Consider the following 25,418-nt stretch of genomic DNA (forward strand, 5'->3'; position numbering starts at 1 on the left):
TTTACTGAGGACACAGCTTCAAGCAGCATAGCATAGGAATTAAGATAACTGAATAACTGCCAGTATTGAATTTTCAAGGTGCATAGGCTAAATCTATGTGCGAAGTTTGAGATAATAATATTATTTCCTTGATAGCTGAAGAAAATGATACTATTGTAGGTTTATGCATAACATCTATAAAAGATAAAAGTGGAATGCTAAATATGAAAACTGCATATATGGATGCTTTAGTCGTTTCAGAAAAATATCAGAATAAAGGATATGCAAAAGAATTATTTAATGAAACAGAAAAGAAAGCTAAATCTATGGGCGTAGCCAGAATTGATCTAATGGTTTGGGAATTTAATAAACATGCGATAGAGTTATACGCTTCTCTTGGAATGAAAACTCAAAGATATATATTTGAAAAAGAAATATAAAAAATCATATGACTTTTTATTGGATTTTCAAGCATAAGGTTCAATCCGCTACTTTACAGGAAGAAAATCTTTAGCAGAATTTTCCTCCGGTAGAAATTGTGATAAAATACAGAATTAAGAGTTTCTTGTAGAAATACCAGAATATGGAAGTAGAAGTTATACTGTATATGATATTAAGTAACATTTTGTGTGGATTATGGATTATATCTTGCTTTCAAAATCAGTGGAAAGAAGAAGTAGATAATTTTACAATTGAGAAACAATAGCTACTTAAATAGAATGTTTAGGCAACTTTAGTTGCAAAAAGAGGCCATTAGGACACAGCAACTCACCGTCTTCAGATGATGGATAGTCGAGTCTAGAATTACAGTAACACTAGAAATTGGAATGGGGCTTCAAATTTTTTGCTTTTTGTTTTAAAAAAGGAGAAAACGCTGGCGTAAAGCTGCAAGCAAAGGCTGGCAGAGGAATGTTTTTTGCAATATTATTATTTGTAGGCATTCCAGTGCCAGGAACTGGTGCATGGACGGGTACATTAGCGGCGAATATCCTTGATTTAGACTTTAAAACAAGCGTGTTGGCGTGTGCATTGGGAGTTCTGATGGCAGGAATCATTATGGGTGCTGCAAGTATGGGAATATTTGGAGGATTATTTTAACCATATACGTCATGGTTTTTTATTCAGAATATGATAAATTAGACACGTAAAGCAAATGAACAAATTACAGAAGAGGAGGCTGTACAGTGATCGTAATAAAAATTTCAGAAAATAAATTTACAATTCTTTCTGTTCCAGTATTGTATTGGATTCGTTTTTAATCTATGAGATAATTCTTTTAAAAATTTCTTTACTTGTAAAATAAAGTATACCATGCTATAATCTTATCAGAGCATAACATATTTCTATTTTTCTAATCTTTCCAAAAAAACATTCAAAAAATCAGAAAATCTATGCTTGAAATCCAATATAAAGCAGGAGATTCTGAGCAACTCCTGTAAAAATACAACTTTATAGGAGGAAATTGAATGGCCAAGGAGCATAGCAATTACAAAGACACCGTATTCCGCATGGTTTTTAAGGACAAAGAAAATTTGCTGTCCTTATACAATGCGGTAAACGGGACGGATTATAAAAACCCGGAGGAGCTGGAAATTACTACATTGGAAAATGCTATCTACATGAATATGAAAAATGACCTTTCCTGTGTGATGAATTTTTTCCTGAATCTGTAAGAGCACCAGTCCACGATAAACCCCAATATACCCTTAAGAGAATTGTTTTATGTATCGAAAATTTTGCAGGGGCTTATAGTAAATAAAGACTTATACAGTTCCAGGCGTATTTATATACCTATTCCCCGCTTTTATATGTTCTACAACGGATTACAAGAGATGCCGGAACAGTGGGAGATGAAACTTTCGGAATCCTACAGCAGGCCAGAAACTGGGGAGAAAGGTTCCATGCTGGAACTTACCGTTCATGTATTTAATATCAATTTCGGGAAAAACAAAAAATTATTGGATACCTGTCAGAAACTAAAGGAATATGCTCAGTATGTGGACAGAATCAGGCGGTATGCCAAAGAAATGCCGCCTAAAGAAGCCATTGAGAGAGCGATAACGGAATGTATCAAAGAAGGAATCCTTTCGGATTTCTTAAAGAAAAACAGAGCGGAGGCGTTGGAGATGAGCTGGTATGAATATAATGAAGAACTGCATTTGAAAAGTGAGCGTCAGATTGCCTATGAGGAAGGGATAGAACACGGTATGGAACAGGGGGATATTAAATATATCTTAAGGATGCATAAAAACGGCTATCCCTTAAGCAAAATTGCCCAGATAGCAGATAAAACCCTGGAGGAAGTCCGGGCTGTAATAGATAAAGAAGAATCTGCGCTGATACCTTGACAGGGAGCATTGCGGCTAAGGAACTGTTAATAAATTATGAGGAAAATTTAGTTATTTTTTGGAGGTGGGTACATGGGAATTTACCTGAACCCGGGAAATGAAGGTTTTTGGAAAGCAGTGCGTTCAAAAATATATGTGGATAAGACAGGACTTATAACTTGTACAAACGAGCTTATTAATACAGAGCAGCAGTATATCTGTGTAAGCAGGCCCAGGCGTTTTGGGAAATCTATGGCGATTAAAATGCTTGCAGCTTATTATAGCCGGGGCTGTGACTCTACAGATTTATTTAAGGGTTTTCAGATAGAAAGTGATATAACTTTTAAAGAACATCTGAATCAATATGATGTTCTTTATCTAAATATGCAGCAGTTTCTAATTGAATCAGAAAACCAGGAGCTGATAAAGTACCTGGAGAGAGAAGTGATGGATGAAATCCTGGAAGACTACAGGGAAGTTTTCACAGGGGAGATTTCAGGACTTGCAAATGCGTTAAGGAAAATTTACGCAAAAAAGAAGAAACAATTTATATTTTTGATAGATGAATGGGATTGTGTGATGCGTGAGCGGCAGGAATCGGAAGAACTGCAGAAACAATATCTTGATTTTTTGAGAAACCTGTTAAAAGACCAGCCATATGTGGCTCTTGCTTATGTGACAGGGATTCTTCCGGTAAAAAAATATGGTGAACATTCTGCGCTGAATATGTTTTGGGAATATTCCATGACAGACCAGGGGGTATTTGAGGAGTATACAGGATTTACGGAAGATGAAGTGAAAGAACTGTGCAAACAATATGATATGGATTTTATGGAAACAGAAAGCTGGTATGACGGGTACGCCTTTACAAAAAATTTGCACATTTATAACCCAAAATCCGTAGTGGAGGCAATGCGCCGCCATAAGCTTTCCAATTACTGGACATCCACGGAAGTTTATGATGCACTGAAAATCTATATCAATATGGATTTTGACGGACTACGGGGGGATATTGCCCGAATGCTTGGGGGCGGACGTATCAAAGTGAATACCCGAAGTTTTCGAAATGATATGCATAGCTTTGACGTGAAAGATGATGTACTCACATTGTTAATACATCTGGGGTATCTTGCCTATGATTTTGAAACAAGAGAAGTATATATACCAAACAAAGAAATCCTTGAGGAATTTGAGACTGCTATGAATGTAAAAGGATGGTCAGAGGTAATGCGTGTCCTGATGGCATCGGAGCAGCTTCTTGAGGATACTTTGTCATGCAATGAAAAAAATGTGGCAAAAGCATTGGACAGGACTCATACAGAAATATCTTCCATATTATCTTATAATGATGAAAATGCACTTGGCGCTGCTATTGGCCTTGCATATTACAGCGCACGAAAAGACTATATACTTATACGGGAATTTCCTTCCGGAAAGGGTTTTGCCGATGTTGTATTCTTGCCCCTTCCTCATACTGGAAAACCTGCGCTGGTAGTAGAATTAAAATATGAAAAAACCGCCTATGCCGCCATACAACAGATAAAAAGCAGGCAGTACCCCCAGTCGCTTCTGGGATATACTGGAGAAATTTTACTGGTGGGGATAAATTATAACCGGAATCAGAAAGAGAAGCCCCATAGCTGCGTGATAGAAAAACTAAGTTAATAATATATAAATTTAATTCAAAAAGAAAAAAGTAAAAGGTGGAGATTTTAAGTTGAATAAAATTAGTATGATTTTTTTCTGAATCTGTATGAACATCAGTCCACGATAAACCCCAATATACCCTTAAGAGAATTGTTTTATGTATCGAAAATTTTGCAGGGGCTTATAATAAATAAGGACTTATACAGTTCCAGGCGGATTTATATACCTATTCCCCGCTTTTATATGTTCTACAACGGATTAAAAGAGATGCCGCCTAAAGAAGCGATTGAGAGAGCGATAACGGAATGTATCAAAGAAGGAATCCTTTCGGATTTTTTAAAGAAAAACAGAGCGGAGGCGTTGGAGATGAACTGGTATGAATATAATGAAGAACTGCATTTGAAAAGTGAGCGTCAGATTGCCTATGAGGAAGGAATAGAAAAAGGCATGGAACGGGGGCAAATCCAATATATTTTAAGAATGTATAAAAACGGCTATTCCTTAAATCAAATTGCTGAAATAGCGGTTAAAACCATAGAAGAAGTCCAGGCTGTAATTGAAAAAGAAGAGTCTGTGCTGATAAAAAATTAGAAATTTTTTTCGAGGTGAGAGAATGGAATTAAGGGAAGCAAACTGGGAAGATTGGGAAAAGGAATTTCTATATGTGACGAATACGCCGGAGAATGAGGATGGATTTACCAACAGCTATTTTCAGGTTTCCTTGGAAGAATTTAAGGATTATGCACTGCCAAGGATGTTAAACCATGCCAGGGGCATTGACTTGCCGGAGGGCTTTGTACCCTGTACGGAGTATTTTCTCTGGGATAAAGGGGAAATCGTGGGATGGTTTCGGCTGCGGCAGAGTCTAAATGATGGGCTTAAAAACGGGGCAGGCCATATTGGATATGGAATCAAATCCGAATACCGGAAAAGAGGATATGCAACGGAAGGCTTAAAGATGATGATTTCGATTGCAAAAGATATCATTGAAGAGGATGAAATTTATATGTCGGTGAGAAAAGAAAATAGGGCGTCTCTTAAGGTACAGTTGAATAACGGGGCTTATATACATCATGAGGATGATAAGGAATATTATACAAGGATAAAAATTAGGAAGGAAGAAAAATAGTTGCTGATGACTGATAAACACTTTGACCAAAAAAATTTAATTTTTTTGGCTATGGCAAAGTACCTGTCCGGCTTTGCCAGCTACATATATGATGTGGGAATCGTAATTTATCTGTTTTCCAATACCCAGTCGGTAGGGATTGTGGGAGGTTTTTTTGTATCACAGCTTCTGCCGGCAATTATTATTTTATTTACAGGAAAAGTGATTGACAGCCACAGTAAAAAGAAACTAATGGCGATGGCAAATCTCTTAAAGGGTCTGATATTTGTTTTGCTTTTGTTTTCTCAAAATATTTGGGTAATATATCTGGTTACATTTCTCATGAACCTAATTTTGGAATTTGAAGGAAATACATTAAGCGCATTTATGGTAAATGCTTTTTCAAAAGAGCGATTGTTAAAAGTTTCTTCAGTGATAAATCTTTTGGATTCTGCTTCATTATTGACGGCACCTGCGATTGCGGCTTTTATTGCAATGTCTTTTCCCATTCAGGCAAATATCATATTAGATGTTCTGCTGTTTTTACTGACAGCGGTATGTTTTTTATGCATGGGAACAAATTCTGCCAGTGAGGAAGATGAAAATAAAAGGCCGGAAAATGAAAATGGCTGGAAAGACATAATAAAAAATAAGAATGTATTGAAAACGATTATTTACTGGAATATTTTTATGCTCTGCATCGGTTTGGCAGCGCCTTTGGAAATCAGCATGATAGAAGATACCCTGGGGATGCCTTCAGCCTATTATGGATTTGGTAATACGGTAGAGGGAATTGGAATGGTACTTGCATCAGTTTTTATTTTAGGTATTATCCGAAAGTTAAAACCGGCTTATATCATATCAATTGGGCTTTTCAGTGCGGCGGCCAGCTATCTCTTTATCGGGATATCACAGAATATCTGGATGTATTTTGTGGGGGCATGTCTGGTGGGTATAACGGCAACATTTTGCCCTTTGGGATTTAAAACAGAAATTCAGTTGAAATGCAATCCTGCCACTGTGGGAAGGACGTTTACTGCGGGGAGATTTACGATTCTTTTGTCCCGGGCAGCAGGTTCTTTAATGGTAGGGAAAATTTTAACTTTTGCAGATATCAGGGCAGTTTATTATGGAATCAGTAGTATTTTATTTGTAACAGCATTATGGTACATAAAATTCAGAAAATCTGTGCTTAAAACCCAATAAAAGTGGGAGTATAATATCTTAAGAATTTTTACGGATTTTCTTCACTTCCTTCATGGAAACATTAAGCTTTATATGAGATGCATATTTTTCCAATGCCTCATTAAATTCCACAAAATATTTTTTCCCGTCAATGGAAAGCCCTCCGAACTTCTCACCTTTTTCATTTAATAAGTCAATAAAATATGCTTTGCCCAAAGGATTGGCAGTTGCGCTGCTTCTGCCGGAGGCATAGCAGGTCATGGCAATGTCAGAAAGGCGGTAAATTCTGTAATCCATATCTCCCATTTCCACGTAAGCATAGGCCATGTAATGTTTGGTAATGATAATTGGCAGGTCGGAGCGGTTGTTATTGTGGATAAGGGCCAGGGGCGCAGCCATCATTTCCGAGTCAAACTGCTTTAATTCCTCTGGAGAAAAGCAAAGTTCCCCGATACATTTTGCAGCATTGGGAAGTTTGGGTTTATTTGGCGTTGATTTTGACTTTGCGGCAAAAATAACGATAATCAATACCCCCATAACGCCGACCATGCCGCAGAGGGGGAGTGCGTTGTAATCCGGGGTAAGCTGGTTGTGTACCAGTAAAGCTGTCTCAATCAGGATAAAGACAACAGCGGTAATAATAATGTGTTTGGAACCTGGGGCAGACTGCTGTCTTTGTTCCCCCAGCTTTTTCATTTCTTCCTGTAACCATTGTGACATATGTAAATCTCCTTTATGTATTAATATTGTTTAGTATATTTATAAAACTATCTACCTCTTTTTCCTGGAAAATTGCTAAGGGAAAAGCAGAACGTCTGTCCCCGCTGCTGTCAGCTATTTTAGGCAGGGTAATTTTGATTTTTCTTTTTCCTTCCCGTGTGAAAAGAACCACTTCTTTTGGTTTGACTTTATATCCGGAAATTTCTGCGGGGAAACTACTTTTTATGATTATCCTGTCCCCATCCATGACGTAGGGCATAACTATGATTTTTCCAGGGCGAAAAGCCAGAATATATTGATGGGATTCATATCTGCTTTTAAAATAGTACCCTAATACATAGGAAAAATTCCCGTACTGTTCCTTCATGACAGCCTGCATGGCATTTAGCAGCAGGAATTTGTCACTGTTATAGCTTTTCTGCTCTTTCATGTAGTTGTTGGTTTTCATAAATGCAAAAGGGACAACGAGCAGGGGGCACAGAATCACCCCCAGCCCAATCAGTGTAAACAGCGTGTCGTTTTCCATGATAAATCCCTATTCTGAGGTAATCCGGCAGAAATTCTTCTTCCCACGTTTTAAGATAAAATCTGCCGCTTTGATATCTTCTAAGGTGTAAGAAGTATGAATATCTGTCACCTTTTCCCCGTTGACGGTAACCCCTCCCTGCTCCACATTACGTCTGGCTTCCCCTCTGGATTTGGAGAGAGAGGAACACACCAACAGTCCTAAAATGTCAATTTTTCCTTTCCGAAGATCCCCTTCCGTGATAGTTGCGGTGGGCATATCTGCTGCATTTCCGCCGCCGAAAAGGGCTTTTGCGCTTTCCTGGGCTTTTTTTGCCTCCTCTTCTCCGTGTACCAGGTTGGTAAGTTCAAAGGCAAGAATTTCTTTTGCCTGGTTTAGCTGGCTTCCCTCCCAAGATTCCATGGCCTGGATTTCTTCTAAGGGAAGGAAGGTCAGCATTTTAATACATTTTAACACATCATCATCAGAGACATTTCTCCAGTACTGGTAAAATTCAAAGGGAGAAGTTTTCTCCGGGTCAAGCCAGACAGCGCCGGACTGGGTTTTCCCCATTTTCTTTCCCTCGGAATTTAAAAGCAGGTTTATAGTCATTGCGTAGGCATCTTTTCCCAATTTCCGGCGGATAAGTTCTGTTCCCCCAAGCATATTGCTCCACTGGTCGTCTCCCCCAAACTCCATATTGCAGCCGTATTTCTGGTACAGCACATAGAAGTCGTAACTCTGCATAATCATGTAGTTAAATTCCAGGAAGCTTAATCCTTTTTCCATCCTTTGTTTGTAGCATTCTGCGGTGAGCATACGGTTTACGGAGAAATGGGAACCCACTTCCCGGAGCACATCAATGTAATTTAAGTCCAAAAGCCAGTCCGCATTGTTTACAAGAAGTGCCTTATCATCGGAAAAATCGATAAAACGGCTCATCTGTTTTTTAAAACAGTCCACATTGTGGGCAATGGTTTCCGTTGTCATCATCTGCCGCATGTCTGTGCGGCCGGAAGGGTCCCCAATCATGGCGGTTCCTCCGCCGATTAAAGCAATGGGCTTGTTCCCTGCCATCTGCAGGCGCTTCATCAGGCAAAGGGCCATGAAATGCCCCACATGAAGGCTGTCTGCGGTGGGGTCAAAGCCAATATAAAACACGGCTTTTCCATTGTTTATTAGTTCTTTAATTTCATTTTCGTCTGTGACCTGGGCGATTAAGCCCCTGGCAACTAATTCATCATACAGTTCCATTATTTTTTACCTCTGCTTTCTTTATATTATTAAGCCTATGATATTCTGTATGTGGCCTGTGTAATCGGGCAGGGAAGATTTTCTGACCCTGCCCGCCGCGCGGCCCGCATACCGCGTCAGCGGTAAACTTCCATATGTGGGCCTGCGCATAAAAAAATCCCCGCCCCGTAAAGGACGAAGATTATATTCGCGTTACCACCTTTGTTTACAGAAGACTCACATATTCTGCCTTAGCAGGTATCTATCAATACCCTGTACCATAACGGGTACAAACCGTCACAGCCTACTGCCTGATCTGTATTCAGGGTTTGGTGTGAAGCTCAAAGATGTATTCGCAAAAAACTCTCCATGCACCTCTCACCATCCGGTTGCTCTCTGTATGTGTCTGTTTTTTGCTACTTGTTCTTATCATAGCCTTAACTGTTTTTGATATCAAGTATTATAATGGTGAAGAATTGGTTTGTCAACTGTTTTTCTTTTTCTTATTTTTTGGTAAAATAAGAAGTAACAATTATTTAGGGGGAAAATGATGCTTACTTTATCAGACATACGGGATACGGCTTCCAGCAGGATATACCGAAAAGGCCTGGAGCTTCAGTCTTACAAGTTAGTGAAAAATTTTGAATACAGCATATTTGAGGAGTCGGACAACAGTGTGGTTGCCGATATGCAGGGAGAGTTGTGCGGGGATTTTGATACGGATTACACAGTAAGCGCCGTGGTGGATGAAAGTTACAGTGAAGTGAGGGAGTGGAGGTGCAGCTGTGAGGAGAGCTGGGACGGGATGTGCAGCCATTGTGTTGCACTTTTGGTGGAATATCTGCAAAAAAGGAAGGCAAAAGAAGTACTGGAAATAAAGTGGAAGAAAAAAGAAGGATTTTCCAAGGAATTTCATTCTAAAACCCCCATGCGCCTAAAGGGAATTTTAAAAGATTACAGTGCAAAAAGCAATTCTAAATATCTGATTCCGGAGAACATAAGGGGGAAAATGGAGTTTACTCCCTATGTAAAGTGTTATTCAAAAAAGAGTATGTATGTGGATTTTAAAGTGGGCATGGAGTATAAATATGTGGTGAAAAATCTTATGAATTTTATCCGGGCAGTGGATAACTGTGAGAAGGTAGTCTACGGAAAAAGGCTGGAGTTTTGCCATAATGCAGAAGCTTTTACCTCTGTGTCCTTAAATCTAATTGATTTTGTACGCAGGCATCAGGAGGAGAATATGCGTCATTCCTATTACCGCTACAGTATGAGCATGGACAGAGAACGGGGACTGGATTTATCGGAAGCGGGAATGGAGGATTTTCTTTTTCTTATGGCCGGGGAGTATTTTGAAGGAAAACTGCCGGAAACGGAAGATACGGTGTGGCATGTACAGGAGGAAAAGAAGAAGCCGGGGATGGAAATTAAGGGAGACGGGTATGGCATCACAGTGTATCTAAAAGACAGCAGCATATTATATGGAAGAAACTGCTACTTTTTTTATGAAAATGGGGAAATCGCCCCCAGCAGCAAAAGGCTGAAAAGCCAGCTTGGGAGCTTTTTTGAGTATCTCATCCAGGAAGAGGGGCATCAGTGTTATATTGCCCAGGAAGACTTAACGGCTTTTTCCAAGGAGATTCTGCCTCTAATCAAAGAGCTTACGGTTTTGGAGTGTGAAAATTTTGAGGAGGAAATGTATCTGCCGGAAAAACCGGAATTTGAATTATATGTGGATAAGATGGAGCATGATGTGGTGGCCGGCAAGGTGATGTGTATCTACAGAGAGCATAAATATAATCTTCTGGAAAAAAAGGGGTTTGACGGAGTCCGGGATTTGAAAGAGGAGATGAGGATTCGCAGTATTGTAGAGTCCTATTTTGAAAAAACCGATGGGGCGGAAGAGTTTTTTATTATACAAAAAGATGAGAATCTTTTGTATCAGCTAATTTCCGGGGGACTGAAAAGGTTAGATGAGTTAATGACAATTTATGCTTCCGATGCTTTTCAGAATATGAAAGTCCACAATTCTCCCAGCGTTGCAGTGGGAATTTCTTTAAAAAGCGGTCTTTTAGAACTTACTTTACAGTCAGAGGAAGTTTCCATGGAGGAATTGTCCTATCTTCTGGGGAAATATAACAGGAAGAAGAAGTTTATCCGCCTGAAAAACGGGGATTTTATTAATTTAAACCACGACAATGGATTGGAGAGCCTGGCGGATTTAAAAGAAGACCTGATGTTTTCTGACAAAAAGATAAAAAGCGGGAAAATAGACCTGCCCATGTATCGGGCCATGTACTTAGACAGTTCCCTTAAGGACAGCGAATCTTTAAATGTGGAGAAGAATAAAGAGTTTAAAGCTGTTGTGCGGAATATGAAAACCATTGAGGACAGTGATTATGAGATTCCTGGTTCTTTAAAAAAAGTAATGCGGGAATATCAGAAAAACGGGTTTCGGTGGCTAAAAACCCTGCGGGAGTATGGGTTCGGAGGTATTTTAGCAGATGATATGGGACTGGGGAAAACCTTACAGGTAATCAGCCTGCTTTTGTCGGAGCAGCAGGATTTTAAAGGGAAGGGGGAAGAACAGAAACCCTCTCTTATTGTGTGTCCCGCTTCTTTGGTTTACAACTGGAAAAAAGAGATGAAGCGGTTTGCACCCTCTTTAGTCCCTGTTCTTGTTACCGGAGCTGCCCAGGAGAGGAAAGAGCAGATTGGAGGGATACAGCCAGGGGATGTGGTAGTTACTTCCTATGATTCCCTGAAACGGGATGTGGATTTATATGAAAAGCACATTTTTGCCATAGAGGTGATTGATGAGGCACAGTATATTAAAAATCCTGTGACCCAGGCGGCGAACAGCGTAAAGGAGATTCATGCATCTTTTAAGCTGGCCCTTACCGGAACGCCGATTGAGAACCGTCTCAGTGAACTGTGGAGTATTTTTGACTATTTAATGCCGGGATTTCTCTACAGTTACAACAGGTTTCGCAATGATATGGAAATTCCTATTGTATCGGCGGGGGACGAAAATAAAATGCAGCGTCTCCGGCGGATGATCCGTCCTTTTGTCCTTCGGCGTTTAAAGACAGACGTGCTAAAGGATTTGCCGGAAAAAATAGAAGAAAATGTATTCAGCCGGCTGGAAGGGGAACAATCAGCCCTGTACCATGCCCATGTGCAGAAAATGAAAATTATGCTGGAAAAACAAGATGATGCGGATTTTGCCAAAGGTAAAATAGAGATTTTGGCGGAACTTACCAGGCTCAGGCAGATTTGCTGTGACCCGGCATTGGTATTTGAAGGGTATGGTGGGGAATCTGCAAAGATGGAGACCTGCATGGAACTGGTTGCCGGAGCTGTGGCCAGCGGACATAAAATTTTGTTGTTTTCCCAGTTTACTTCTATGTTAGACCATATAAGGGAGCAATTTGAAAAATCAGGGATTTCATATTATATGCTCACCGGCTCTGTGAGTAAGGAAAAGCGGATGCGCATGGTGGAGGATTTTAACAAAGATGATACTCAGGTATTTTGCATTTCTTTAAAGGCAGGGGGGACAGGCTTAAATCTTACGGCGGCGGATATTGTGATACACTACGATCCCTGGTGGAATGTGGCGGTGCAGAATCAGGCCACAGACAGGGCTTACAGAATCGGGCAGAAAAACGTGGTGACTGTGTACAAGCTTGTGACAGAAGGGACTATAGAAGAGAAAATTATTGAAATGCAGGAGAAAAAGAAACAGCTTGCGGACAATGTTTTAGGGGGTGCAGGGATGGAGAGCGGCTCATTTTCAAGGGAGGAATTACTGGAATTGCTGGGATAAAAAGTTTAAGAGAAAATTAAGAAATATGGACAAGATTATTGCAATATCCAGGTGAAAATGGTATATATAGAGGAAAAGACTTAACATTTGCTGTGCTTTATCAGGAAAGTGCATCGAAAAGGAACAAAATATGATAAACAGAACAAGAAAAAGAATTACGCTGCTTGCGGCAAGCTTCATTCTATGTGGAATATATCTTTTTTGTGCCCGCCATTTTGCGGCTGCATCTCCCCAGAAGGAGACGGAGCATGGGGAAGAGATGTATTGTTATGTAAACGGCAGGGAGGGAATTGAGGGAACAAGAATCCTCTCCCAGCGGGTGGATAAAAAGAATTATCTTTTTCTGCCGTCGGGAATGGATTTGTCCGCACTGCAGATAAATTTTTCCTGTCCCCTGGGAGAATGGGTTACCTTTGAGGATACACTTATCCGGGATAAGGTTTTGATTGATGTATTAAATAAGGGCACATATAATAAGGAAAAAGAGTTTTATCAGCTCTCCTTTCAGGTATGTAATGCAGAGGGCCTGAACAAGGATTTTAAGCTTCGGATTATGCAGTCAGAATATATTCCGGCAGTGTTTCTTGTCAGTGACGACCCGGAAAATGAGGGGAGGGGATGGGTGGAATCTACCCCGGACCACTCCAACGTGGCGGAGGCTTCCGTATATGAAATGGATGAAGAAGGGAATCTTATCTGCAAGCAAAAGGCAGAAAAGCTGAGAATCCGGGGAAATTTTACGGCCAGTGCAAAAAAGAAAGCATATCAGATGAAACTTAGGGCCAAGGAAGATATGCTGGAAATCGGAGAACCCAGAAAAAGTTTTGCCCTTCTTGCAAATTCCTATGACACTACCTTACAGCACAATACCATAACTTATCATCTGGGGAAAGAGCTGGGGCTTTCGGATTCTCCGGACTGTCGTCCGGTGGACGTGTATTATGACGGGGAGTATGCGGGAAATTATCTTTTGACAGAACTTCCCGGGATTTCTAGGACCAATGTGGCTATAGAGGAAAACGGCAGTTATTTTATGCAGATAGACTACTCCCATTATATGGAAAGGGAGCATTACCTGGAACTTAGCAATGGTATGTTTGTAACTTTGGAAGAGCCGGAACATTGTTCCCAGGAACAGATAGAATATGTGAGGGGAATTTGGGAGGAATTGGCGAAGTTAACAACATACGGGGGGGTTCATCCCACAAACGGTAAAACCATTGAGGATTATCTGGATTTGGATTCTTATGCCAGGTATTACCTGGTTCAGCAGTTTTCCAAGAATCCAGATGGGTTTAGCTCTTCCACATACTGCTATATTCCCTCAGATGAGGACAAGATATATTTTTGCAGCCCCTGGGATTTTGATTTGTGTTATGGTATAGACCACCAGGTTTCGGAGCTTTTAAACCCCAATGGATACTATCCCGATAATGTGGGTTCCGACATTTCAACAATTCCCGTGGTAGCCCAGAGGATAAAAGACATATATGATGAAGAAATGTATCCTGTTGTGGAAGATATTCTTTTGGGGGACTTGGAAGAAAAAGGAGACTATATTAAATCTTTGGCGGGATATAATGAGGAGATTTATGCCTCCCAGAAAATGAACTATAAGCTGTGGGATTTTAACCAGACAGGAATGACCACTCTGTATAAGTCCTATGAAGACAGCGTGGCTGATTTAAAGGATTTTGTGGAAAAACGTCATAACTGGCTTTCCCGGGCCATAGAGGGCTGGGCAGGATGCCGGGAGGCAGAGGAAGTGGGCCTTGTGGTGGAAAAGCCTTTGGCGGGAATGCCTTTGGAGGAACAGATATCTCTATCAGATAAATGGTGCGGCGGAAAAATATTTTCTGCAGATATTTTAGAGCAGGATAAATATTTTGAGCCTTTGAAAGAATATCATTACAGGATTCTCCTTATGAGCCAGTATGGCAGCAGTTTTTCAGATAAAGTGGCTGTCACCTCAAACCTTGGAAAAGTGGAATCCCAGAACATGCTGGAAAACGGCATGATGGAAGTTGTCTTAAATGTAGGTGTGCCGGAAGTTACAGATACCGTGTATGAAGGGGTAAATTATGCTCCTGTTTACAATAAGGAATACTATTTGGCCCACTATCCGGAAGTGGTGGATTTCGTGGGAACAGAGGATGATGCGGTTTTGGAATATTTTGTCACGGAGGGCATGAATCAGGCACATCAGGGGTGTGAAGATTTTGATGTGAAAGTTTATATTGCCCGTTACCTGATGTTCGACGGATGGGAATATCCGGATATATATATGCATTATTTAACGGATGGGATTTTTCAGGAATGGTCAGGCAGACTTTAGAATGTATTGGAGTAAAAAATGGAGACAAAATTGGAAAAAAAGCCGGATAAATACCGGCATGAGTTGAAATATTCCATAGACAAAAGACAGCTTGAAACACTGAAACTGCGCATTCCGGCAGTTATTCCTTTAGACCCCCATGTGGGGGAAAAAGGATTCTATGAGATAAGGAGCCTTTATTTTGATGATGTAGATAACCGTTGTTATTATGAGAATGAAAACGGGACAGACCCAAGGGAAAAATTCCGCATCCGCATATACAATGGCAGCACAGAGCGTATCCGGCTGGAACTTAAGAGGAAGGAGAGGGGCAAGACCTTAAAAACTTCCTGCCCCCTTACAATAGAGCAGTGTGCAAATCTGATGGATGGCAGAGGAATTTCCTGGGAGGAGGCAAAAGATAATCCTTTGTTGGCAAAGTTTTTCCTATGGCAGGAGTTAAAGGATCTAAAGCCTAAGGTTATTGTGGAGTATGACAGAATCCCATTTATCTGCCCGGAGGGAAATGTAAGAATTACTCTGGATATCAATATCCGTTCTAGCGGCCGTGTGGAAGACTTTATGGGGGAAAAAATTCTCACAAGACCTATTATGCCTGTGGGAGGGCATCTTTTGGAAGTAAAATATGATGAATTTCTGCCGGATTACATTTATCGAAGTATTCAGATGCGGGGATTAAGTCAGACCACATTTTCCAAGTATTACCTATGCAGGAAATTTGGCGCTTCCCACAGATACAGCAGGGAATTTTCAGTATAAAATAAGCTTTATTACAGGAGGAGAAACGAAATGACGACATTTCAGGATATTTTTAAGAAATCCTTTCTGGAAGGCTATGCTGCCTCCGGATTAACGACAAAAAGCATTATATTTTCTTTATTGCTTGCCAGTGCTTTTGCCCTGTATATATTTATCGTATACAGGTCTTTTACCAGAAAAACTTTTTATTCCAAAAGTTTTAATATTTCCCTGGCGGCTTTAACCGTGATTACGGCGGCAGTTATTTTGACAATTCAGTCCAGTATTGTGGTTTCACTTGGTATGGTAGGTGCGCTGTCCATTGTCCGGTTCCGGACGGCGGTGAAAGACCCCATGGATTTGGTTTTTCTGTTCTGGGCAATTTCCATTGGTATTATCTGCGGCGCCGGGCTGGCAGGAATTGCAATATTTGAGTCTGCTATTGTCACTGCGGGGATTTTTATCCTGGAGTTATTTCCGGTGGCGAAAGCTCCCATGCTTCTCATTGTAAATGCCACAGAATTTAGTGCGGAAAAACAGGTTTTAGGGCTGGTGAAGGAGTACAGCAGCGCTTATAAGGTAAAATCCAGGACCATGGAGCCTGACAGGGTGGATTTTATTGTGGAAGTAAGGATAAAAAATGAGGAAGAGTTTATGGAGAAAATGGCAGGAATGGAACATATTCTCCGGTGTTCCCTGGTGTCACATGACGGGGAAGTGACGTTTTAAGGTTTACTTTTGTTTGGTATCTGGGCTAAAATTACCGCTCCAAATATCAGCACGCACCCAAGGAGTTCCCGGGGGGACAAGGACTCCCCCAAAAGCACCCAGCCTGCCAGTACAGAGAACACAGACTCCAGGCTCATCAATAGGGAGGCAACCGTGGGATTTACCCCCTGCTGCCCTACTATCTGCAAAGTATAGGCCACGCCGCAGGACAGAACGCCTGCGTACAGTATGGGAATCCAGGCGGAGGGGTTTAAAAGGGCCGGAATCCATGCCTGTATTCCAGAGGAAGAATGTCCCATATCCATAAAGAACATAGGGATGGAGGAGAGGCCGCCGCATACGAAAAACTGGATGCAGGATAAGCGCACTCCCTCTGCCAATACAGTAAAATGGTCGATAACTAAGATATGTATGGCAAATGAAAATGCACAGAGCAGCAGGAGGATATCGGAAAGCTGAATGGAAAAATCTCCGTGGATACACAAAAGGTACAATCCGATTACAGCAATCACAATTCCAATCCAAATATTTATGCTGCACTTTTTATTCAGAAAAATTCCTAGTATCGGAACAATTAAAATGTAACAAGCCGTGAGAAATCCGGCTTTTCCCGCAGAGGACCCAAGGTAAAGCCCCATCTGCTGTAAATTACTGGCCAAGGCTAAGGCCATTCCGCAGGCAATTCCCCCTGCAATCAGGTTTTTCTTTTCTTTTTTTGTCTTAGGTTTCTGTTTTGTCAGATGAAAATAATCCAAAAGTTTTATCACCGGAAGGAGTACGATGCCTCCAATGAGAGAGCGGATGCAGTTAAAGGTATAAGGCCCTACGGCGTCTCCCCCGGCGCTCTGGGCCACAAAGGCGATACCCCAGATGAAAGCTGTCAGTATGAGTAAAAAGGAATTGCGTCCTGATTTATATTCTGAATTCATTTTTGGTCTCCGTTTTTTATATCATATGTTTTGTTCCATCTTAACGTTGAAAAAATATCATGTCAATAATAAAATGAGATTTATGCATGGATTTCTGTATAAATTGCCTTCGCCCGTTAAAATTGACAGAGGAAGTGACAAAGCGCAACCCTTATTTGGTAGACAAAAGACTGCTAAAATCCAATAATTGTACCAAAAAGATACTGTAAAATGCCATGATAGGTATTACAGAGACGGAGGTGCTAGCGTATGAGTAGATTGTCTTTTTTTCTAAAATTCTATCAAACCTGTAAGCTTAAGTTTTTTATCCTGGTACTAATTTTTGCCTTTGCAGGGAGTATTCTCTCCTGTTCCCTCTTGGTTCAAAGAAACAATAAAGTTTACGGCAAGGCGCAGATAGAAAACATTGTTGGGGAAAATCTGATTGAGGGAGATGAGGAGCAGGAGGAATATGACCTTCTTTTTGGAACTATGGAAAAAGTTATGACTTTGTTTTCTCTTGGAAGTATATTAATTGTAGTGTGGGGGTGTACCAGTATTTTATTTTTCCAGAACATTTCTATGGAAAAATCCCATGCAATGCTTAGAATATTTGGTATGCAGAAAAAAGATATTTTTGTCAAGGCATTGGTGGAAGGCCTTGGATTTGGTTTGTTGGGGGGGCTGGTTGGAGATGCGGGAGGACATGTGTTATTTTTTCATCTTTCAAAGAAATTGTGTGGGATAGATGTCTCTATGTCCAAGTCGAAAGAAATGCTCCTGGTGTTTCCGGTGGTTCTTTTCGTACTTGTTATTATTGCTTTTTTTGCAAGTTTGATATCAGGGCTGTTTATTTATGAAAAGCCAGTTACCGTGATGTTGTACAAAAGAGGGGCGAAAAAAGACAAACAGACTTATTTGCGGTATGGCATTCTTGAATTTATCATCTTATATTCCGTAACCCTTGGGTTGTTTTTTAAAAACAAAAGTTATATCAATGGTATGGTGTATTCTAAGTTAATGAAATATAATGAATTAAATGGGTTTCCGTTAGATGATAATTATTTTTGGGCCATGATTATAAATAGAAAAACGGATAGTAACATACATTTTAAAGTTGCGGAAGGTACATTTGCAGCGGAAAACCGGTTTGCAGGTATCTGCGGATTGAAATTCGGACAGAAAAGCTCTCTTTTTGGCAGGGAGTTAACTTATTCTGATATTATTACAGACAGCCAATGGCTGTCGCAGATAAATTACAGTATTAAAGTAAACAGGGAGGATTGGGAGCTTAATTTGGATGAAGGTTTTCATACCTGCTTTTTAATGGATATAGACAGGGCGGCGGAGGAGAAGCTGGAAACTCTCCTTTCCCAGGAAAGCTGCAGTGTAAATACTGCCTCTGCCCTTGTGGATGAATTGTCGGAAATCTTGTCTGATTACCTCAGTGTTGTGTCACTGGTGGGACTTATGCTTATTTTAGTTACGGGAACTTTTTTCTATTCCATGGTGAGAAGCGACCTTTTAGCAAGGAAAAAAGAGCTTTATCTCTATCAGATTTACGGGGCATCGAGAAAGAAGGCTTTCTGGGTGGTGTACCTGGAATATTTAATGATTGCCTGGATTGCATCATTTTGCGTAGTATTTGTGACAATGGTTTTAGGGGAAAGTGTTTTTTATTTTATGTTAAAAAGACATTATCCTTTGTCCATTCCAGTGGTTTTAATTACCAGTTTTGTCGTAACCTTATTTGTGCTGTTTTGCTGTATGGCTGCACAGTGGATAAATTTTGTCAGTGGAAATATGGAAATTATTCGGGACGAATAAAAAAATAATTTTTTTATGCATAATTTATCATGTTTTTACATAAGTATGATAGTGGGTGAATATAACCCATAGACATGAAAAGATGTATAAAGAAGGGAACGATTAAAAATAGGAGTCTTAAAACGTGAGTTGGAAAACCCAGATTTTCTTTTGCGGAAAAATTGGGTAATTTCCTATTTAGAATGGAAATTAAAGTTTATTGATATGGAATTATCCACGCAATATAACCGTACCGTGACACAGAAGGTGGAATCCAGGATTAAATCGGCGGAGAGCATAACCAGAAAACTTCAGAGAAAAGGATGTGATGTGACTTTTGAAAAGGCATTGGAAAAGTGCAGTGATATTGTGGGCATTCGTGTGGTGTGCCTGTACAGTGACGATGTGTATAAAATTGCGGATCTTTTAAAACAACAGAAGGATTTGGAATTAATAAAAGAAAAGGATTATATAAAAAATCCCAAAAAAAGCGGTTATCAAAGTCTCCATCTGATTGTGGAAGTGCCTTTTACATATAAAAGGACCGTGGAAAAGCAGCGTGCAGAAATTCAAATCCGCACTGTGGCTATGGATTTCTGGGCGGGGGTGGATAACCAGATTTGTTATAAGAAAAGGGAGGAGGAGGTAAAAAGAGCAGAGGGAGAGTTAAAACAGTATTCTGATGTGATTGCCCAAATGGATAAGCAGATGCTGGAGCTGAGAAAAAAAGTAGAAAAAATCCGCTCATTTACTGGATAGTTAGAATAGTTTCGGTTATAATGGAAATGGTTGCTAATTTTAGCAGGCAAAAGTATAGTGTAGAGAGTATAAGGAGATACAAGGAGATAAAAATGGATATTTTTGGCATACTGACTTTAATCGGCGGGCTGGCACTGTTTTTATATGGAATGAGCGTTATGGGTGCAGGTTTGGAAAAGCTGTCCGGGGGTAAATTGGAGATGATTTTAGAGCGTCTTACCTCCAATCCTGTTAAGGCGGTTCTTTTGGGAGCCGGCGTTACTGCAGTGATTCAATCTTCCTCTGCCACCACTGTCATGGTGGTTGGTTTTGTTAATTCCGGGATTATGAAACTGTATCAGGCCATCGGAATTATTATGGGCGCTAATGTGGGAACTACTGTGACCTCATGGATTTTAAGCCTGACAGGGATTCAGGGAGAGAGTTTTATTGTAAAACTTTTTAAACCTTCCTCTTTTTCACCGGTTCTTGCCCTGATTGGTATAATCTTATATATGACAGGGAAAAATAATAGGAAAAAGGATATTGGAGAGATATTTTTGGGTTTTGCCGTGCTGATGTTTGGTATGGAGTCCATGAGCGGCGCTGTGAAACCCCTGGCTGACGTGCCGGAGTTTACCAATATTCTTACCATGTTCCGCAACCCGATTTTAGGAGTGATTGTAGGAGCTCTGTTGACGGCGATTATTCAATCCTCCTCCGCATCGGTAGGTATTCTGCAGGCTTTATCTGTAACCGGGGCATTTACATATGGCTCGGTAATCCCCATAATTATGGGTCAGAATATTGGTACCTGTGTGACAGCTATGCTGTCGGCTCTGGGAGCAAACAAAAGTGCAAAGCGCACGGCTTTTGTGCATCTGTACTTTAATATCATAGGTGCTGTAATATTTATGGTGGTATATTTTGGTTTAAATGCTGTCATTCATTTTGGATTTACAAACGATACGGTGGGGGCGGCACAGATTGCCCTGATTCACAGTGTATTTAATATATTTACCACATTGATACTACTTCCATTTATAAAGGTTTTGGAAAAACTGGCTTACCTTACAATTCCGGTTTCTGAGGATGAAAAGGAGTCTAAAGAAGACAGGGAGTTTTTGGTGTTGGACAACCGGTTTTTAAATACGCCTGGTTTTGCCATTGAGCAGTGCAGAAGCCTTGCAAATAATATGGCGGAGCTTTCAAAAGACTGTTTTTTAAAAGCCATGCATACCCTTACGGAATATACCCAGGAAGAGGCGGAGGAAGTTGTTGCCCTGGAGAACCGAATTGATTTGTATGAGGACAAGATTAGCGTATATCTTACAAAGCTCAGCAGTTACAATTTAGGATACCAGGACAGCCAAAATGTTTCCACCCTTCTGCACTGTATCACTGATTTAGAACGGATTTCTGACCATGCAGTGAATGTTGTGGAATTGGTTCAGGAGATGGTGAGGAAAGATTTACATTTTTCTAAAAAGGCACAGGAGGAAATGAAGGTATACAGCGATGCAGTGGAGGATATTTTGACCCGGGCGGTGGATTCCTTTATCCATACGGATGAAAAACGTGCTTTGACAGTTGAGCCTTTGGAGGAAGTAATTGATTCACTGAATAAGAGTGTGAAGAAGCGTCATATAAAACGGTTAAGGAAAGGGAAATGTACCATTGAGCTTGGTTTGATACTCTCAGATATTGCTACAAACTACGAGCGGGTGTCCGACCATTGTTCCAATATTGCCGTATGCCTGATTCAGATTCAGGATACGGAGCTTGAGGCTCACAGTTATGTGAATCATTTGAAAGAAGGCGAAGATGTGATTTTTGAGAGACAAGTTGAAATTTTGCAGGAAAAATACAGTCTTTCCAAAGAAAAATAGAATGGTCGGGTTTTAGTACGGAGAGGAGAAATTATGTCATATGTATTGTTAGTGGTTGGTTTTTTTCTGTTAATTAAAGGGGCGGACTTTTTTGTAGAGGGAAGTTCCAGTATTGCAAAAATGTTTCGGGTGCCTTCTATGATTATTGGAATGACGATAGTGGCTATGGGAACCAGCCTTCCAGAGTGTTCTGTAAGCGTCAGCGCTTCCATCAGCAACAATAATGCATTGGCGGTGAGTAATGCGGTGGGCTCCAATATTTTTAATCTTATGGTTGTGTGCGGGTTTTGTGCATTATTTGCACCTCTTGCAGTGCAGGAGAAGACTTTGAAGCAGGAATTTCCTTTTTCCGTGGCGACGGCCCTTTTGCTCATGGGGTTTGGATATTTTGGAATGTCTGTAAGCCGAATGGAAGGCATGATGCTTCTGGTGGTTTTTGTTTTCTTTTTGCTGTGGATGATTCACTCTGCGAAGAAGGCAAGGGCCAAAGGGGAGGCTGCAGGGGAAGAAGATGTGGTGGTTTTGCCTTTCTGGAAAAGCGGTATTTTTATAGCAGGAGGCGCTATGGCCATTGCGCTGGGAGGTGATATTGTGGTGAATTCCGCCTCTGACATAGCTGCATCTTTTGGACTTAGCCAGAATCTTATCGGCCTTACCATTGTGGCACTGGGAACCAGCCTTCCTGAGCTGGTCACTTCTATTGTAGCGGCCAGGAAAAATGAGCTGGATATGGCCCTTGGTAATGTAATAGGCTCCAATATTTTTAATATTTTATTTGTTTTAGGGGTGGCGGCAGCCATCAGCCCCATTGAATTTATTATGGAAAATATGATTGATATTGTGATTCTTACGGCCATGAGTTTTCTGGTATGGATATTTGCCTGGACAAATAAAAAAATCCGCCGGATGGAAGGGCTTGTTATGCTGGCGGTGTATATAGGATATATGGGGTATATTATTGTGAGGTAAGATGGAATTAAAAAGGGGCTGTCGCATCAAGGTTAAGTAGACTTAGATGTGGCAGCCCTTTTTTTGGTGACTTTTGTTCTGTTTTAAGAAATAGTGCCGTTTTTACTGCATTTCAAAGAAACGGTTTTGGAAAGGGTTTTTCCTGTGTTCTTTATTTTTAAGGAGTATTTACCTGTGGCAGTACTGCCATTTTTACTGGCAGTGGCAGAAGTAAAAGATATGTTTCTGTCGTTAATTTTTGTAGAATAACTGCTTTTAGTGCAGGATGCAGTTTTTCCATCATATGTAAAGGTAGCGCTTAAAGTAAATGTTGCAAGAAGTTTTCCATTAGAACTTGTTATATTATATTTTCTGGATGGAGCTACATATTTTTTAGTAGAATACGTTTGAATTCCTGAATTGTTTCTTTTAAATTCAGTCAATTCTGTTATTACTATATCTTCATCAGAATAGATAACAGTAGCTTCGCTATTAAAATTTGCGGATATGGGATTACTTTTTAAATTACCTATGTCTTTCGCATAAGCAGTTGTTTGATTCGAAATAAGTATAAATGCAGTTAAAATTATTGTAAAAATTTTTTTCATAAATGTATTTCCTTTCTATTCTTCGTATTCTTCCATAGGAACAGGAGGTTCGGTTGTTTCCGTGTCTTCATAATAGTATATGGTAGTAGTTTCAGTAATTTCAACCGGAGTACTTACAATCAAAAGATAAATATAGTAGCATATTCCGGAGACAATTATAATTGAAAATATGCAAACTACCCAGGTAACATATCTTTTTTTTCTGTCCTTTTTTAAGAGAGCGGTAATATCTTCCGTGGGCATATCTTCAATGAAGGATGAAACAATTTCCGATGCATTTCCAAATTGGGATATGATATCATCAAAGGATGCGTTCGGCTGTTCATCAAGAAAATTTTCTATATTTTGCCGGATATGATTCACAATATCCGTGCTTCCAGGATAGTTTTTTGGAATTTCCCGTTTTATATCCCGATAATATTTTTTTAGTTGTGCCTGCAGCTTACCCATCGTATACATCTCCTTCACTAGAATGCAGTAAAAAATCAATGATAGCGGAATAGCTTTGATAAGACTCCAGCATTTTATGAAAATACTCTTTGCCATCCGGTTCAATATGATAATACACCCTTGTCTGACGTTTGCCAACCTTTTGTTCATAAAAGGAAATGTATTTCTGGTCTGTAAGGCGATAGAGGATGGGATACATGGAACCTTCCAAAATTGTATAAGCGCCATTACTCCGTTTCTTTAACTGTTGGGAGAGCTGATAACCATACATATCGTTTTCTGACAGAAGTTTTAAGAGGAGCATTTCTATGGTTGCTTTTTTTAAGTTGCTTGTTAAATTGGATTTGGATTTTTCCATTGGCAGCCATACCCCTTTCTGTTTGGTGTCACCATGTACATTTTAACATGTACATTTTCAAATGCAATACCTAGTTTTACAATATAGTGTTGACAAAAATAATTTTTGTGTTATTATAATGTTTGTCAAGACATCTGCAGTGAGTAATATGGAGTTAAAAAATACAGGAGAATATGTTTTTTATGCAGAATCAAATTATTCAAAAAAACAGAAATACAGTGTAAAAATTACTATTCATAGTAACGGAGCTGTATCATAATAAAACATTTTATCGAAAAGTGAATGGCTTTCCAGCAATATATATGGAGGATATGATATGAAGAGAATAAATAAGTATCTGGCAATGCTGATATTATCAGCGACATTTCTGGGGACATTTGTCACCCATCCAACGGATGTATTTGCCGAGTGGGATTATGTGGAGAATACCATTTTTGAACCCTTTGTCTTTACAAGCATAACGAACCAGACAAGCAAAATCAGGGTGTATGCATACAGGGATACGACTTTGAAGATTACGAATCAGTCTGAAACGATTTTTGAGAAAACTTATAAAAGCACCGGGAAAAAGACAATCAAGATTCCCCAGCAAAAAGCCAGGACAAAACTCAAATTTACTCTGACTTCAAAGTATGGCGTGTCGGCCTCTGTAACAAAGAAAGTAAAAGATGACGGGGTGATTTCAAACAAAAAGGTGGATTCTTCCTTAAAAAAGCCAAAAATATCCGGAAAAATAACGGATAAATCCACTTCCGTTAAAGTTTATGCCAAAAAGGGACAGACTTTGCATATCCAGAATGGCGGAAAAGTGCTTAATAAAGTAAAATACCAAAAAACAGGATATCAAAACATTACAATAAAAAAACAGAAGCCGGAAACAAAACTGACCTTTTATGTTACAGGAAAAAAAGGGAGAAGTCCATATGTGACAAAAGAAGTAAAAGATGTGACGCCTCCCGAGAAACCAGAGGTATGTTTTGAATTTGAGAATGATTATTCATGGATTACCGTAGAAGGGGAAAAGGGCGCTGATGTATATGTAAAACAGAACAGCAAACATGTTAAGGGGAAATGGAAATATCTGGGAACCCTGGAAAATGAGAAGGGATTTAATCTTGTCTTTAATTTGGATAATTTGCCAGATATTCAATCTATATATGCCGGAGATACTTTTTCTGTATATCTTAAGGATGATGCGGGAAACAAGAGTAAAGTGGCAACATCAGAACCAGTAAAAGAAGATTATATATTATATGATGGAAATTAATGATTGTTCAAAGACAGATGCAAAAGGTTTTATTTACATCTGCCTTTGAATTTTCTATTTATGGGGATTTTTATGGGAAACCTTGCCCCTGTTTGGGATTTGTGCTAGGAT

Annotated in this window: 23 protein-coding genes, 1 pseudogene and 1 other annotated feature; of the genes and pseudogenes, 17 read left to right on the plus strand and 7 right to left on the minus strand. The window is 39.9% G+C overall.

What is annotated here, in order from left to right; all coding sequences use genetic code 11:
• The first annotated feature begins 128 nt into the window (after window positions 1-128).
• From D7Y06_RS15910 to D7Y06_RS15945, 8 genes and pseudogenes are all read left to right on the plus strand, one after another.
• Window positions 129-419 (plus strand): GNAT family N-acetyltransferase, encoded by a 291-nt coding sequence (locus D7Y06_RS15910; RefSeq protein ID WP_158591388.1) that lies wholly within the window; start codon window positions 129-131, stop codon window positions 417-419.
• A gap of 397 nt (window positions 420-816) precedes the next feature.
• Window positions 817-1,077, plus strand: a pseudogene (locus tag D7Y06_RS15915) (small multi-drug export protein); the annotation flags it as partial.
• A gap of 368 nt (window positions 1,078-1,445) precedes the next feature.
• Window positions 1,446-1,652 carry a hypothetical protein gene (locus tag D7Y06_RS15920; RefSeq protein WP_120408743.1) on the plus strand — a complete coding sequence of 69 codons (207 nt, stop codon included), beginning with the start codon at window positions 1,446-1,448 and terminating at the stop codon, window positions 1,650-1,652.
• A 159-nt stretch (window positions 1,653-1,811) separates the two neighbouring features.
• On the plus strand, window positions 1,812-2,327 hold the full coding sequence (locus D7Y06_RS15925) for a hypothetical protein (protein WP_158591389.1): 516 nt from the start codon (window positions 1,812-1,814) through the stop codon (window positions 2,325-2,327).
• A gap of 72 nt (window positions 2,328-2,399) precedes the next feature.
• Window positions 2,400-3,971 carry an AAA family ATPase gene (locus tag D7Y06_RS15930; protein ID WP_120408745.1) on the plus strand — a complete coding sequence of 524 codons (1,572 nt, stop codon included), beginning with the start codon at window positions 2,400-2,402 and terminating at the stop codon, window positions 3,969-3,971.
• A 249-nt stretch (window positions 3,972-4,220) separates the two neighbouring features.
• Window positions 4,221-4,544, plus strand: coding sequence for a hypothetical protein (locus D7Y06_RS15935; RefSeq protein WP_158591390.1), 324 nt, complete (start codon window positions 4,221-4,223; stop codon window positions 4,542-4,544).
• A 22-nt stretch (window positions 4,545-4,566) separates the two neighbouring features.
• Window positions 4,567-5,082 carry a GNAT family N-acetyltransferase gene (locus tag D7Y06_RS15940; protein WP_120408747.1) on the plus strand — a complete coding sequence of 172 codons (516 nt, stop codon included), beginning with the start codon at window positions 4,567-4,569 and terminating at the stop codon, window positions 5,080-5,082.
• A gap of 6 nt (window positions 5,083-5,088) precedes the next feature.
• On the plus strand, window positions 5,089-6,267 hold the full coding sequence (locus tag D7Y06_RS15945) for an MFS transporter (protein WP_120408774.1): 1,179 nt from the start codon (window positions 5,089-5,091) through the stop codon (window positions 6,265-6,267).
• 18 nt (window positions 6,268-6,285) lie between these two features.
• Here the strand turns inward: D7Y06_RS15945 and D7Y06_RS15950 are convergent, their stop codons facing one another.
• Genes D7Y06_RS15950 through tyrS form a run of 3 tightly spaced genes read right to left on the minus strand, consistent with a single transcriptional unit; the run spans window position 6,286 to window position 8,725 of the window.
• Window positions 6,286-6,966: a hypothetical protein gene (locus D7Y06_RS15950; RefSeq protein ID WP_120408748.1), complete on the minus strand. Its 681-nt coding sequence runs from the start codon at window positions 6,964-6,966 to the stop codon at window positions 6,286-6,288.
• A 13-nt stretch (window positions 6,967-6,979) separates the two neighbouring features.
• Entirely contained in the window at window positions 6,980-7,492 is a 513-nt protein-coding gene (locus D7Y06_RS15955; RefSeq protein ID WP_120408749.1) for a hypothetical protein, read from the minus strand.
• Window positions 7,493-7,501: 9 nt separating this feature from the next.
• On the minus strand, window positions 7,502-8,725 hold the full coding sequence (gene tyrS / locus D7Y06_RS15960) for a tyrosine--tRNA ligase (protein WP_120408750.1): 1,224 nt from the start codon (window positions 8,723-8,725) through the stop codon (window positions 7,502-7,504).
• Between the two features lie 167 nt (window positions 8,726-8,892).
• Window positions 8,893-9,146: a binding site (T-box leader), on the minus strand.
• A 108-nt stretch (window positions 9,147-9,254) separates the two neighbouring features.
• On the opposite strand from tyrS, the gene D7Y06_RS15965 reads away from it, so the two are divergent.
• From D7Y06_RS15965 to D7Y06_RS15980, 4 genes are all read left to right on the plus strand, one after another.
• Complete coding sequence (locus D7Y06_RS15965; protein ID WP_120408751.1) at window positions 9,255-12,533, plus strand: SNF2 helicase associated domain-containing protein; 3,279 nt, start codon at window positions 9,255-9,257, stop codon at window positions 12,531-12,533.
• Window positions 12,534-12,663: 130 nt separating this feature from the next.
• A complete protein-coding gene (locus D7Y06_RS15970) occupies window positions 12,664-14,868 on the plus strand; it encodes a CotH kinase family protein (protein WP_120408752.1) in 2,205 nt (734 codons plus the stop codon).
• Between the two features lie 18 nt (window positions 14,869-14,886).
• On the plus strand, window positions 14,887-15,627 hold the full coding sequence (locus D7Y06_RS15975) for a polyphosphate polymerase domain-containing protein (RefSeq protein ID WP_120408753.1): 741 nt from the start codon (window positions 14,887-14,889) through the stop codon (window positions 15,625-15,627).
• A gap of 30 nt (window positions 15,628-15,657) precedes the next feature.
• Window positions 15,658-16,335 carry a DUF4956 domain-containing protein gene (locus D7Y06_RS15980; RefSeq protein WP_120408754.1) on the plus strand — a complete coding sequence of 226 codons (678 nt, stop codon included), beginning with the start codon at window positions 15,658-15,660 and terminating at the stop codon, window positions 16,333-16,335.
• Here D7Y06_RS15980 and D7Y06_RS15985 read toward each other — a convergent pair.
• Window positions 16,332-17,264 (minus strand): DMT family transporter, encoded by a 933-nt coding sequence (locus tag D7Y06_RS15985; protein ID WP_120408755.1) that lies wholly within the window; start codon window positions 17,262-17,264, stop codon window positions 16,332-16,334. The genes D7Y06_RS15980 and D7Y06_RS15985 overlap by 4 nt on opposite strands.
• Window positions 17,265-17,513: 249 nt before the next feature.
• Here D7Y06_RS15985 and D7Y06_RS15990 point away from each other — a divergent pair, with 249 nt between their 5' ends.
• From D7Y06_RS15990 to D7Y06_RS16005, 4 genes are all read left to right on the plus strand, one after another.
• Window positions 17,514-19,070: an FtsX-like permease family protein gene (locus D7Y06_RS15990; RefSeq protein WP_120408756.1), complete on the plus strand. Its 1,557-nt coding sequence runs from the start codon at window positions 17,514-17,516 to the stop codon at window positions 19,068-19,070.
• 129 nt (window positions 19,071-19,199) lie between these two features.
• Complete coding sequence (locus tag D7Y06_RS15995) at window positions 19,200-19,808, plus strand: GTP pyrophosphokinase (RefSeq protein WP_120408757.1); 609 nt, start codon at window positions 19,200-19,202, stop codon at window positions 19,806-19,808.
• A 92-nt stretch (window positions 19,809-19,900) separates the two neighbouring features.
• Window positions 19,901-21,676: a Na/Pi cotransporter family protein gene (locus D7Y06_RS16000; protein WP_120408758.1), complete on the plus strand. Its 1,776-nt coding sequence runs from the start codon at window positions 19,901-19,903 to the stop codon at window positions 21,674-21,676.
• A 33-nt stretch (window positions 21,677-21,709) separates the two neighbouring features.
• On the plus strand, window positions 21,710-22,645 hold the full coding sequence (locus D7Y06_RS16005; RefSeq protein ID WP_120408759.1) for a calcium/sodium antiporter: 936 nt from the start codon (window positions 21,710-21,712) through the stop codon (window positions 22,643-22,645).
• A gap of 83 nt (window positions 22,646-22,728) precedes the next feature.
• On the opposite strand, the gene D7Y06_RS16010 is transcribed toward D7Y06_RS16005, so the two are convergent.
• The 3 genes from D7Y06_RS16010 to D7Y06_RS16020 are packed head-to-tail and all read right to left on the minus strand — an operon-like array spanning window position 22,729 to window position 24,040.
• The gene (locus tag D7Y06_RS16010; RefSeq protein WP_120408760.1) at window positions 22,729-23,232 is read right to left on the minus strand and encodes a hypothetical protein; all 504 of its coding nucleotides are present in this window, start codon (window positions 23,230-23,232) and stop codon (window positions 22,729-22,731) included.
• A 15-nt stretch (window positions 23,233-23,247) separates the two neighbouring features.
• Window positions 23,248-23,682 (minus strand): DUF6120 family protein, encoded by a 435-nt coding sequence (locus D7Y06_RS16015; RefSeq protein ID WP_120408761.1) that lies wholly within the window; start codon window positions 23,680-23,682, stop codon window positions 23,248-23,250.
• Window positions 23,675-24,040 carry a PadR family transcriptional regulator gene (locus tag D7Y06_RS16020; RefSeq protein ID WP_120408762.1) on the minus strand — a complete coding sequence of 122 codons (366 nt, stop codon included), beginning with the start codon at window positions 24,038-24,040 and terminating at the stop codon, window positions 23,675-23,677. Before D7Y06_RS16020 ends, D7Y06_RS16015 begins: the two co-directional genes overlap by 8 nt.
• A gap of 316 nt (window positions 24,041-24,356) precedes the next feature.
• Between D7Y06_RS16020 and D7Y06_RS16025 the strand changes: the two genes are divergently transcribed.
• Window positions 24,357-25,307: a hypothetical protein gene (locus D7Y06_RS16025; RefSeq protein WP_120408763.1), complete on the plus strand. Its 951-nt coding sequence runs from the start codon at window positions 24,357-24,359 to the stop codon at window positions 25,305-25,307.
• The last annotated feature ends 111 nt before the right edge of the window (window positions 25,308-25,418 follow it).

It is taken from the genome of Roseburia sp. 1XD42-69, from assembly GCF_003612565.1.
GTDB lineage: Bacteria > Bacillota > Clostridia > Lachnospirales > Lachnospiraceae > Roseburia_B.